The following is a 12,664-nucleotide window of genomic DNA, read 5'->3' as shown; positions in this document are numbered from 1 at the left end:
TAATAGTGTTTTTTTAGCTGAACTGTTTTTTTATTTCTTCTAAAGTTTTATTGGTATATATTAGATCATTAATGATTTTTTGTCTTAAAAGATCAATATCATCGCAATCAAAATACTTGGCCCAAGAAGTTAAATTTAATAGATTACGAACTTGTTTAATTCGTTTTGTAGTATCAGAACTAGTTCTTAAAATAGCTTTATTATTGTAACTAGGATTATTTTTATGTTGATAATTTACAATTTTTTTTACAAAATTCACTTCTAAATAATACAGCTCATCGATAGCATTATCAGGATAAAAATGATCCCAAGAAGCATATCCTAATTTAAATTTTGATTCCGTTTCTGGTTCTAAAGGCTCTAAACGCCATTTACTATTTGCCAGTCTTCCCCAATGATTAGACAAACGAAACATACCAGATTTAGTGTAATAATATGTACTTCCAGACTTACTGTTATACTGTATTTTTAAATGATTAATGGCATCCAAAGGCATTTCATCAAATACACAAAAAGTATTCTTAAACGAATTAGGACTTGGGCGAAAATCTTTTTCCATGTTACAAAGGTAATCAGAAAGAGTAAATCATAGTTAGACAAACAATATTTCATTAACTTTGCCACCAAGAATTATTTTAAACAAATTGATTATGACTAAAGCTTCTGAAGAAAGAATGTTGCAAAAAGGGGTTTACACCGGAATAATGGAAAAAGATGAAAACAACAACTTTTTTTGTGGTGAATATCTATTAGACTATAGAATGGCTACCAAATATGCTGTTGGAGAATGGATTACAATAAAATCTATCATTGAAAATCCAAGTGACATCAGTTATAATAAATATCCAAAGAAATCAAAAAATTTCGATAAAGCGAATAATAAGCCGCAACAATAAGTTTTATTTAATTTCTTACTTTTAAAATCTTATAAAATAGACTTTTTTATTAAAAATTATTTGGCATAAACCAAAAAATTAAAAAAAAGTGTACCTTTGCAAAAAATTTGTCGATTTTGAAATCAAATTATATTGATTTTATAGTAAAAGACAAGTAGTTACCTTATTTATGAAAAAAATAGTTGAATACCGCAAACTGCTTAATGTAGACAAAACTGCAGAGCTTAAAGATTTGAAAACCATTTATCGCAATGCGATGAAAGAAGCACATCCTGATAAATTTCAGGGAGATGAAGCTGGATTAAAAGCAGCAGAAGAAAACAGTAAAAAAATTATTGAAGCCTACCACTTTTTAGTAAGCATCAATCCAGAAACTACAAAACTGAACTTACCTGAATATACTGAAACTATATCAACTTCAACTATTTCAGATTATAAGTTTGTTGAAGGTAGATTAATCATTAATTTTTCAAATGGTAGTGTTTATGAATACATTAGTGTTCCTAAAGCAACCTATGTAAAAATGGTTAATGCTGATTCTCCTGGAAGATTTGCAAAAAGACACATTTTAAATTCTTTTACTTGGAGAAAAACAATCAATCAAGATTAATTCTCTTTTAAAAGTATAAAAATAGTAAAGCATCCTTATCGGGATGCTTTTTTTATGTTTGAAATTTACAGATTTAAATTAGTTATAAAAATAGTATCTAAATTAATTCTACTACCCTACTCGAACTTTCTAAAACTAAATATGAATTGATGTTATTGAATGAATTACACAAACATTTAACAACTTTAAAAAATCTAATTGCAAAATAATGTAAAACCCTAAAAAACAATACTTAAGTCATAGTAAATTATAACAAAATTTTAGGCTCAAAAATCATTTGAATTTTGATAAATTTAAATACTTTTGCACACTTAACTCAATTAACTAATTAATAATGAAAAAAATAATTTTATTGCTTTCGGCAGCTGTAGTTTTAATCGCTTGTAGCAAAGTTGGTAAAGACGAATACATCATTACAGGAACTGCAACAGGAATTGAAAATGGTAAAACAATCATCTTAGAAACACAAGATGAAAGCGGTATGGGATTACTAGCTAAAGATACTGTAAAAGTTGAAAATGGTAAATTTGAAATGAAAGGTAAAATTACTGAGCCTGCATTTTACATGATTCAATTAGAAGGTGCTCAAGCAAAAATTCCTTTGATACTTGAAAATGGTGAGGTAAAAATCACGATTGACAAAGATAGTATTCAAAAATCTAAAGTTACCGGTACCTATAATAATGATGAATATACTTCATTTGTTGCCGAAACTACTAAGATCCAAAAGAAATTAATGGATTTTCAAAATAAAAACATGCAAGCTATGAATGCTGCTCAACAATCTAAAGATACTGTGGTAATCAATGGTTTGATGAAAGAATTCAATAAACTGCAAGAAGAAGTGAGTGTTACTTCAAAAGCTAAATATGTAACTTATGCTGAAACGCACCCAAAATCTTTTATTTCTGCTTTGATTATTCAAGGGATGTTAAATGATCCAACAGCAGATGTTGCAAAATCTGAAAAATTATACAATAGTTTAGAAGAGTCATTGAAAAATACTAAACCAGGAAAAGCAATAAAAGCTAAATTAACTGAACTAAAAGCACCTACAGGTGTTGGAGCATCTGCACCAACAACTGACGGTAAATGAAGAGCAGATTTTTCAGCTCCTAATCCAGAAGGTAAAGTAATTTCACTTAAGGAAAGTTTAGGGAAAGTAACAATAGTAGATTTTTGGGCATCTTGGTGTGGACCATGTCGCCAAGAGAACCCAAATGTTGTTGCAATTTATAAAGAATTACATGCTAAAGGTCTTAACATTATTGGAGTATCCTTAGATAAAGATGCTGCCAAATGGAAAGAAGCTATCGCTAAAGATGGATTAACTTGGACACAAGTTTCTAATCTAAAATTTTGGGATGAACCAATAGCAAAACAATATCATGTAGAATCTATTCCTGCTACTTTTATTCTTGATGCATCAGGACATGTAGTAGCAAAAGATTTAAGAGGTGATGAATTACGAGCAAAAATAATCGAACTTTTAGCGAAATAAACCTCCATTTAATACAAAAATAAAAAATCTCCCTAGTGGAGATTTTTTTATTTTATTCAATACCAATACGTTAAAAATAATAGTAAAATTAAGTGTAAAATAAGTTTGCAGAAACAAAAACTGTTTCTATATTTGCACCGCTAACAACAAGCAATTGTTGTACTCAAAGGCTTAGGGGAGATACTCAAGCGGCCAACGAGGGCAGACTGTAAATCTGCTGACTACGTCTTCGTAGGTTCGAATCCTACTCTCCCCACTATAAGGGATGAAGATAAGAAAGTGATAGCTTTCCAATATTTTCAAAAGTCCTCAAAAATAGTGTTAAGCCTGCAAATCCAACGATTTGCAGGCTTTTTTCATTTTCTGCACCTAGTCAAAATTTATAAAAGCGCTCAAAGTTTCTGTGGCAGAATCGTGGCAGTTTATAACTATCCACAAAACTGCCACAGAATATGCGTAAAACCCAATAGCTATAGAGGTTAACGAGCTTAACGACTTGATTTTAATAACTTATAATTCTACATTTATTAACCTAAAAATGGAATTATGTTAGAGAGTAGTTTTGGACTGGCATTCTTTTTAAAAAGAACCAGCAACAACAGCAAAATTAGAACTGTTTATTTTAGAATTACAATAGATGGTGTGCCCAAAGAGACTTCAACAAAGCGTAAATGGGAAGCTACACGTTGGGATCAGAAAACAGAACGAGCGATTGGTACTAAAGAGGATGCAAAAGCATTAAACTTTTTTTTAGATACATTAATCATTAAAATTAACGAATACAAGACAGAAAACATGTATTCTGGTAAACCTATAACTGCTCAAAAAGTTATGGATTACATTCTAGGTAAAAATACAAACAGAGCTAAAGTACTTGAAGAGTTCCAAAAACATAACGATGAAATGACGGCTCTTTTGGGTAAAGGATACGCAAAAGGAACTCTAGATCGTTTCACTATTACTATTAATCATTTAAAAGCTTTTATTCGACTTAAATTTAATGCCCAGGATCTCGAGTTTTCTGATTTGAATCTCGCATTTATAAAAGACTTTGAATTTTACTTACGATCAGTTCGTAATTGCAGTAATAATACGACCTTAAAATATATTGCTAACTTTAAAAAGATAGTACTACGTGCTATTGATCATGAAGTCATTTTAAAAGATCCGTTTAAAAACTTTAAAGGTAAAAAATCAAAAATTATAAAAAAACCACTTTCTACTCAGGAATTATATGAGCTAGAGAGACACTATTTCAGTACTGATCGGCTTAATGTAGTCAGAGACGTTTTCGTTTTTCAATGCTACACAGGACTAGCTTACATAGATGTTTACCAATTAAAGAAAACTGATATCAAAGTGGGTATTGATAAACAATCATGGATCATGTCTGAAAGACAAAAAACAGGCTCTTCAACTAATGTCCCTCTCCTACCTCAAGCGCTTAAAATAATCGAAAAATATAAAGATCATCCGCTTTGTATTCAACGTGGCACTGTCTTGCCTGTAGCCTCTAATCAAAAAATGAATGAATATTTGAAAGAGATTGCTTTACTGTGTGCTTTCCCGTTTACTCTCAATACACACATGGCTCGTAGGACCTTTGGAAGTACCGTTACGTTGCAAAATAACGTCCCAATTAACGTAGTTAAAGAAATGCTTGGGCATTCATCAGTTAAGCAAACAGAAGCGTATGCAATTACAGAGCAGCTTACAGTTGGACGGGAAATGGCATTGTTAAATGAACGAATAAATAAAAGTAAACCAAACATGTGTGAATCTGATGCTGCTATTCTTCGAAGATTAGAGAAAGAAATAGAAGATATAAAGAAAAAATATAATGTGTCTGATCCACATTTGCTTAACCTTAAAAATTAGTTATGTACTTATCTGGGATAGAGCCATAATCTTGAGGTGAATAGCTTTAATATTTTGTTTTTGTCCCTGTCTATATCCTAAACTTAATATAGCAAGTAAAAGAGCAAAATGCCAAACGTTTAGTCTTTTATCGTCCATATAGATGTGCACAAACTTACAAAGGATCATATAGTAATTTGTATGGATGTTCATAATGGGATATTTAAGAATAGACAGAAAACTACACAAGGTCAAAGATTATATCATTACCGATTGCGTAGATAATCATTCAAAGATATGCTAGCCATCCTAAATGCATTAATGCAGATATAATTCTACCTGTCTTTCGTAATCAGAACATCAATAACTATTTGAAAGAAATTAGAGCCGTTTGCGACATTTAGAAAGAAATTACACTCACGTAGCTAGATAATCATTTTCGAAGTCTATAACGCTTACTAACGGAGTTCCGATAGAAAGTGTTAAGAAAATGTTTGGACACAAATGGCTCCGGATTTCCCACCATTATGTAAAAATTTTTGAGGATAAAATTAGTGAACATATGATAATGGCTAAGTTTAAAATGAATAATATAGAACTTAAAACAAAATTTGATTACGAAATTCAGTGGAAAAACAATAATAACCTTACAAGTTAAATCGATTTTCAATCATTTTATAATACCTATATAAATGATCATAGATAATCAATTCATATTGTCGTTGTCTGGAGGTAAACTGCCTATTTACAATCATATGAATATGGCTTCTTAAAAAATCCAAAAACGGGATTTGTATCTCTACCTGAACAGCTGCTACAATCGCTGAAATTTTGCTTTTTTTATGCTGAATTATTTTGAATATTTCGGGAAATTGGTTTTGTGCTTTTCCAGTTAGAAAATCATCTATATCCTGCCATAGTTCCCTATAGTGTTTATCCATTTCTTTTTTCAAAACTTTATCTGCATGAAACTCACACTTGAAAGACGTTTGTAGCTCATCCATCAAAAATAATTTATCAGTATTGGTCAACGAAAATGAGTTTAAAAAACTATCAATAGCAGTAAAACTAAAAATTAGCTGCATTTCATTTTTTTCGAAAGAAGATTTTAGAGCTAAATAGCCTAAAACCATTTCACTATCATGCCAAAAAAGAGATTCTGAATCGACCATCGTATTTTCGCCATACCTTTCAATTTCTCTTTGATAAGTATCTGTCTGTACTTTCCATACAATATTTTTTTCAAGCAATTTATTTAAAACGGGATAAATTTTTGCAATTACGCTTGATACGGCTCCCGGGCTTTTACAATTAAATCGAATTCTTATATGTTCGCTAGGATCTTTGTATCGGATAAAAAACCATTTGTCAATTATTTTTTCTTCTTTTAAATCAAAAATAACCGGATATAGTTTTTCAAGCAAAACAAGATCTGCGGTTTTCACACCGGTATATATTTTATAATACAACCATTCACTTCCTAAACAAAAATCCCTTTTCATTCTTTACAATTGCTCTTTATAAAATGATAATATAAACTGATTGCTAAATTTGTCTCCATTCCTGTTTTTCACAATAGACTCTTCTGTAAATAAAAATTCTTCTAAAGTAATTTTTGTATGATTTACTACTGATTTTAAAAATAGCTGGATCCCAATTTCTTTTTCAAAATCAATTAATAAGGTGTTATCAAAATAGACCCAATTTACAAAGCGAGGAATGCTTCGTTGTTTTCTCCAAATCGAAAAAGCTTCAAATAATTGATTGCCATCCATTTTATAAAAAGACATGATTTCAGTTTTAATTACAATCCATTTTGATTTTGAAAGTAGTACCCCTTTATAATCAACCCTTGGAAAAAAATCATAATGTGTTTCTAAAACACCCCAACTGAAGCTATAAATGGGCTTTACATCTTGAGATTGCAGATCACATAAGAAATGATAAATAGGCAGCGATTTATTAGAATAATTATGAGCATTTGATAAACAAGGAATAACTTCTTTATTGTGTTTCTTAGATCGCAAAATAATTTTGTTGTTGCGTATCGAAATCATTAAATCATTTAAATCAATCTTCTTGTCTTGGTGTACCCCCGTACTAGCCAAATAGGCAATTTCATACGCTCTTAAAACGGGTCTTCTCAATATATTTCCCGTTCTTGATTCCGGAATATGAACTATTTCAGCCAAAATTTTATCAGAATGATAGGCTACTTCTTTTGCAACAATTTCACTGGTCAAATTATAAACGGCATCGTTTCCATTGCAAAAACGCCCTAATAATTTTGTTGCACTAACATCTCCCGAAGATTCAATTACTATAATTTCTTTATCATGACTCAATGCAATTTCAATCATTACCGAAAAAGTAGCTGGTGCATTATTCCAATTAGGATCAAAATCCGGAAAATCATTATCAGAAAGCGATACTACTTTTTCTTTTTTCAGAATGCATTCCCGCAGTTTTTTCTCTATCATAAAATCATAAGTAGTCCACGATTGATTTTCTTCTTCCTGACCTTTACTTTTAAAAGAAAACTTTTCCAAAATATCATGTGTATCATTCATTTCTGAGTTTTGAAGATAGCCAATCCCAGTTTCAGTATCTAAAACTGTTGACAATGGCATTTCACGGGATTCGTACCTTTGACTGAATGCTTTTATGAAATTCTTGTGGTTTTCATACTTCTTTTGCTTGCGAACTCCGTTTAAAAAACGAACTGCTTGCAAGACTTTCTTTTGAGAACTAGTACTCAAGGTACTTATTGAAGCAGCTGTGTTTAAATCGGTTTGAAAAAGATATTTTTCATCATAAGCTACACCTAGTTTTTGAATTAAATTCTTTATAGCTTCATAGCTTTTTCCTGAAGGGACAAGCTTTTGATCTAATGCCGCGAATTGCTTTTTTATCCTTTGTAAAAGTGCAGTCTCTTCTTTTAAATTCGAAATTTTATCAATAATTGAAAAAACACGTCCCCACTCATCACTGCCTGTTACTGTTGCATCCAATTCACTAACCAGAAACTGAAAATCGATAAGCTGATTAATATATTCAAAAGCTTCGGCTGCTTCAGAATCATCATCGACCAGAAGACAAACCATTTCGTCAAAAGTTAATCCTGATTTTGCTTGAAATAATAAATCACTTAAAAGTGATGTTTTTCGTAATGCTGTAATAGTATGTTCTCGTTTTGTTTTCACATAGTTATATTCAACATAACGGTAAAAGTCACCAAGAGAATAAATGGAATTATTGGGATAATATTTAAGATGCTTTCCAACTTCTTTACGTGAAGCAAATTGATGTAAAACTGCCACCCAAAATTGCATGTCAAATTGTGTAAAACGACTGAAATGTTCTACTGAATGGAGTATAATGTTCGTTTCAGAAGTTATTTTGCCCACTGAACAACCTGCAAATAAACCGAAAGGAGTACAACGAGCCGACAATCGGGCAATATATTTCAACAAACTGAGCTCCAGTCCATTCCTTTTTTTATCTGATAGACTGCAAGGGTCTGATTTCCATTTTTCCAAAGCCGTTAACAGTTCTGGCGAAGCTATACGAATGGCTTCTTTAACATAAGGATTTTCAAATTGCAACAATAAGGCCTCTTGAGAATAATTTTTCAATATATCACAATAGAAAGACAATGGAAATAAAGGGGTTCTTAAAACATATTGCGAAAAAGGCAGAATTTGATAGTTATTCGTTATCATTTCTTTTTACTCACTTCTTTCGCACGCTCCATCGCATTGTAAACATTCAAAACTTTCCCTGACTTGGAAAGTTCCGAAAACTTTACCCTTTTACCTTCTCCACCGGGAAATAGAACTTCTAGATCATAAGCAGTACCCGAATCCAGAATGATTTGTTTTACCTCAGTTACCGTAAGACTAGGATAATACGACCAAATCAAAGCTGCCGTCCCTGAAACCATTGGCGCAGCTAATGAGGTGCCTGCGTCTACTTTGTATGAATTACTTGCCGATGTACTATATATTTCTTCTCCTGGAGCAAATAAATCAACATTCAGTTTGCCATAATTTGAAAAACCGGACACAAAAGTGCGATCCAATTTAGAAGAGATAGAACCTACATTAATAAAATTTTGACAAATTTCTTTTGATCCATCATAAGCGACGTCAGTTGGGTAATAAGGATTCTCATCAACATTAAAACTATTGTTTCCTGCACTGTGAACTATTAATACATTATGTTGTTCAGCATATTGAAATGCGTCAAATACCCATTCTTTGTGTAATGAAAACTCTTTTCCAAAAGACATATTGATTACCTTCGCCCCATTATTTACGGCATAATATATCGCCATAGCAATATCTTTATCATGTTCGTCCCCAGACGCAGAGATATTCAAAGGCATGATTTTTACGTTTTGGGCTATCCCTTTTATCCCAAAATTATTTTTTCTATCGGCTGCAATAATACCTGATACTTTTGTCCCATGATCCTGAAGGAGCCTATGTCCCGCTTTAGTATTACTAACGTTGTTATTTCCATAACCCCTCCCTAAGATTTTAGGGTTATCATCTAATCCACTTCTTTCATCAAAGTAAATGTTTAAATTTTTGTTTACAATCGAATCTATCTGGGCTTCATTTTCTTTGACATCCTCTAAAGATTTTTCATTGAAATCGAATCTTGCTTTCATAAAACCAATCATCGCTCCAATATCCATATCCCCATCTTCTCGTCTTTTTCGAAATGTTTTATCATTAATCTTGTACTTCTGATACAAACTATCTAATTGCTGATAAGTGTAATCTTCTTTTGGGAAATAATGCTTCAAACTGTCTTTGGCTGCGGGATAAGTAACTACACTGTATTTTAAAGATTTAAGCCAGTTATTGTAATATATCGCTTCTTGTTCAAGTTTCGTTAAAGCCTTAAGATAATCCTTGTAGTTAGATCGATCTTGAGCAGATATTTGAGATTCTGTTTTATCCTTAAAAAAAGACTCCCAGTCTCTTACTAATCTGGTATACTCAAAATTAGCCCAAACTACATAACCACCACTTTTAGTCCCCAAAAAATTCCATCCATTGACATCATCTATATATCCATTATGGTCATCATCAATCCCATTGTTGGGAATTTCTTTAGTGTTAGTCCATAATTGCCCCTTCAGGTCTTCATGGTTAACGTCGATTTGAGTATCTATAACAGCCACTATTACACTTTTACTTTTTGCGCTTTTTAAATTCTGCTTATAAAATTTTTCTAAAGAAATACCCGGTATAGCATCATGCTGATAATCTTTATGATACCAATTTTGCAACGCAATCTTTGAAGCTTCCATCTTATTAGCTGAAATAATGTAACCGTTTTTGGGATTCTTGACTATATTACAACTTACAATAAATAGGACAACAAGAATAAAAATATAAACTGACTTCATAAATTCTTAATTAGATATCTTTAAAATGTAATTCCAAAAACATTAATAACTAATGGTATTCACTGTCTCAGCTTTTTTACTTTGAGTTACTGTTGCCACATCGCCATCAAATGCTAATGCATTGTTACCGCCATTAACCAAATGTAAATTTTCTAATTTAGCTACTTTCATTTTTTCTAAATTAAACTTGTTGCTTAAGGCCTGCTTTTTAATTGTTTTCACTTTTATATTTTTTCTAAAGTTTATGACCTCAAATTTATAGCTCCCTGCTGTTCATTCAAATAAAAATTTGATTCGCTTATCGAGATTCCGCGAATTTCGATATCGAATTATTTGTAAATTGCTGGATACAAACAATTTATTTTATTTAACCATAGCTAGTTCCTTTATAAAATAAGTAGGCTTAATTCTATTTTTTTTATAAAAAGCCGTTGAAAAAGATTCAGCATTGTTAAAACCAAATTCCAAAGCCAATGCTTGTATGGTATAATTTCGCAATTTGGGATCGTTTTTCAACTGGATTGTGGCATACTCTATTCTGAAATCGTTGATGTATTGAACAAAAGATTTTTCTTTATATGCATTAATAATTTTAGACAAGTATTTGCTATTTGTATTTAAAGTCGTAGCTACTTTTTGTATCGTAATAGTAGCGTCTAAAAATCCTTTTTGATTCTCAAAAAGCTGCAATCTTTCCAGAATTTGATGCACTACTTCTTCTGCAATACCAATAGTTTCGTATTTCTTATTACTCACAGTGGTTTCGCTAACTTGGGGAGACTGTATTTCAGATTCTACAGTTCCTTTAGTTTGTTGCATAATTTTTTCAAATTGCGAATGGTATTGTTTTTTAAGTCGGTATTGATAAAAACCAAATCCCCCGATCCATACTACCAAAACGGTTAAAATTCCTATGGTCATATAGAAAACTACTTTTTCATTTTGCAACGATTCGATTAATGTGGCTTTTTCCACTAGTAAATTTGGAGTATCATATTCTTTTTTCAGTTTTTTAGTTAGTACTTTATAATTTTTCTGTAAAATACTGTCAATAGTCATATAGGTATTGATGTACTTTAATTGGTTTTCTTTGTCGCCTTTAGTCTTATAATGCTGTATCAAGAACGAATACCCTCCCATAAACTCAGGTGTAATTTGTTTTGTTACCTTATATATTGAATCTACTTTACTGAAATTTTGAACCGCTGCCATTCTATTACCTAAACCCTCGTATGCTTTCCCCAAATAATAATAGGATGCTAGCGTATTTCCTTGGTCTTTGAAAGCAATCATCTTAGGTAAAGCTTTGTAAATACTGTCTAAAGCTGCCGGATAATTCTTTTTTAAAACCTGATTTGCCCCTTCATTGAGAATAAATAAATACAAGTATTGTTCATCCTTGGTAATTTTGGCTTCCTGATACCCTAATTTATTATAATAGCTTGTTAAATCTACTTGATTTAAAGACTTGTATGCATCCGCAAGTGCAAAAATCACATCATGATAAGCAAATGAATATTTAGGAATCCTTACATCCTTGTCTTTATAGTAATTAAAACATTCTTTATATAAGACTAATGCCTCTTCTACTTCACCCAATTCTTCCGATCTTAATAGTGCTATTGAGAATTTGGCATCAAAGTAAAAATCAGTATTGTTTATGTGGGCACTATTCTCAGCCAAAATAAAATTATCTATGGCCTCTCTATACCGCGATTGTTGTTTTAATTCGTATCCTTTTCTGGAATAAGCATAAGCTGGAAATTTTAAATCATTGGTTTTTTTGGAGAAACTAATTGCAGAATCCAAATAATGAATAGCCTCATCCCCTTTGTGTAATAATGATAATAAGTAAAAACCTCTTGCTTTATAAATGGGACTATTGTCATCTTTAGCTTTTGCCAAAAATAAATTGACATATTCTAATTGCTTCTGTTTATTTTTATTGTTTTTAAGAAATAATTCTTTCAAATCATCATAAGGAAGTTTTGTAAGATCCGTCTCCTTTACTTGTGCGGATAAAATAATCGGTAATAGAAATAAAAATAGCTTTTTATTACAAAGAAAGTAGCGCATTGTTTTTTGTTTTTTACAAAACTACGGTAAACAACAAGAATCAAACAAATATTACTGATTTTTATACGTTTTTTAAAAATCACCTATTCAACTTATTTTTAACTAATTAGACTCCAACAAATAAGAAATTCAGGAAAACCCTATCGAAATTCAGGAATTCCGTTAACGAAAGTTTGCTTACAAAACCTTCTTGCTCTAGTTTTGGCTTCAGAAAATTGACAAGCTTTCATGGTAAGACGTTACTGAAAAACCAAATCATTTTTCTAAATAGTATTGGCCAATATTAGGGACTGCTTCAGCTG

The 12,664-nt window shown here is 31.3% G+C and carries 10 protein-coding genes, 1 tRNA gene and 1 pseudogene; 6 read left to right on the top strand and 6 right to left on the bottom strand.

Annotated features, from left to right (window positions below; genetic code table 11):
• Positions 1-13: 13 nt before the first annotated feature.
• Positions 14-559, bottom strand: a complete 546-nt coding sequence (locus J3S90_RS12130) for a hypothetical protein (RefSeq protein WP_210646398.1) — start codon at positions 557-559, stop codon at positions 14-16.
• Positions 560-650: 91 nt separating this feature from the next.
• Here J3S90_RS12130 and J3S90_RS12125 point away from each other — a divergent pair, with 91 nt between their 5' ends.
• From J3S90_RS12125 to J3S90_RS12100, 6 genes and pseudogenes are all read left to right on the top strand, one after another.
• Positions 651-896: a hypothetical protein gene (locus J3S90_RS12125; protein WP_188050543.1), complete on the top strand. Its 246-nt coding sequence runs from the start codon at positions 651-653 to the stop codon at positions 894-896.
• A gap of 169 nt (positions 897-1,065) precedes the next feature.
• Positions 1,066-1,506 carry a KTSC domain-containing protein gene (locus tag J3S90_RS12120; RefSeq protein WP_188050542.1) on the top strand — a complete coding sequence of 147 codons (441 nt, stop codon included), beginning with the start codon at positions 1,066-1,068 and terminating at the stop codon, positions 1,504-1,506.
• A gap of 334 nt (positions 1,507-1,840) precedes the next feature.
• Positions 1,841-2,602: a DUF4369 domain-containing protein gene (locus J3S90_RS12115; protein ID WP_210646397.1), complete on the top strand. Its 762-nt coding sequence runs from the start codon at positions 1,841-1,843 to the stop codon at positions 2,600-2,602.
• A gap of 18 nt (positions 2,603-2,620) precedes the next feature.
• Positions 2,621-3,007: pseudogene (locus tag J3S90_RS16195) on the top strand (peroxiredoxin family protein); the annotation flags it as partial.
• Positions 3,008-3,181: 174 nt separating this feature from the next.
• Positions 3,182-3,263, top strand: a tRNA-Tyr gene (locus J3S90_RS12105).
• A 290-nt stretch (positions 3,264-3,553) separates the two neighbouring features.
• Positions 3,554-4,885, top strand: a complete 1,332-nt coding sequence (locus J3S90_RS12100) for a site-specific integrase (protein ID WP_210646396.1) — start codon at positions 3,554-3,556, stop codon at positions 4,883-4,885.
• A gap of 626 nt (positions 4,886-5,511) precedes the next feature.
• Here J3S90_RS12100 and J3S90_RS12095 read toward each other — a convergent pair.
• From J3S90_RS12095 to J3S90_RS12075, 5 genes are all read right to left on the bottom strand, one after another.
• On the bottom strand, positions 5,512-6,366 hold the full coding sequence (locus tag J3S90_RS12095; RefSeq protein WP_210646395.1) for a thiopeptide-type bacteriocin biosynthesis protein: 855 nt from the start codon (positions 6,364-6,366) through the stop codon (positions 5,512-5,514).
• Positions 6,367-6,369: 3 nt separating this feature from the next.
• Positions 6,370-8,586, bottom strand: a complete 2,217-nt coding sequence (locus J3S90_RS12090) for a lantibiotic dehydratase family protein (protein ID WP_210646394.1) — start codon at positions 8,584-8,586, stop codon at positions 6,370-6,372.
• Complete coding sequence (locus J3S90_RS12085) at positions 8,583-10,286, bottom strand: S8 family peptidase (RefSeq protein WP_210646393.1); 1,704 nt, start codon at positions 10,284-10,286, stop codon at positions 8,583-8,585. Before J3S90_RS12085 ends, J3S90_RS12090 begins: the two co-directional genes overlap by 4 nt.
• 42 nt (positions 10,287-10,328) lie before the next feature.
• Positions 10,329-10,508 carry a hypothetical protein gene (locus J3S90_RS12080; protein WP_210646392.1) on the bottom strand — a complete coding sequence of 60 codons (180 nt, stop codon included), beginning with the start codon at positions 10,506-10,508 and terminating at the stop codon, positions 10,329-10,331.
• A 141-nt stretch (positions 10,509-10,649) separates the two neighbouring features.
• Positions 10,650-12,362 carry a helix-turn-helix domain-containing protein gene (locus J3S90_RS12075; RefSeq protein ID WP_210646391.1) on the bottom strand — a complete coding sequence of 571 codons (1,713 nt, stop codon included), beginning with the start codon at positions 12,360-12,362 and terminating at the stop codon, positions 10,650-10,652.
• Between the last annotated feature and the right edge of the window lie 302 nt (positions 12,363-12,664).

Origin of the sequence: Flavobacterium flabelliforme (assembly GCF_017948675.1) — a bacterium.
Classification (GTDB): domain Bacteria; phylum Bacteroidota; class Bacteroidia; order Flavobacteriales; family Flavobacteriaceae; genus Flavobacterium; species Flavobacterium pygoscelis.
The sequence above is the reverse complement of the archived record's forward strand: the minus strand, read 5'-3'. Positions and strand labels throughout refer to the sequence as shown.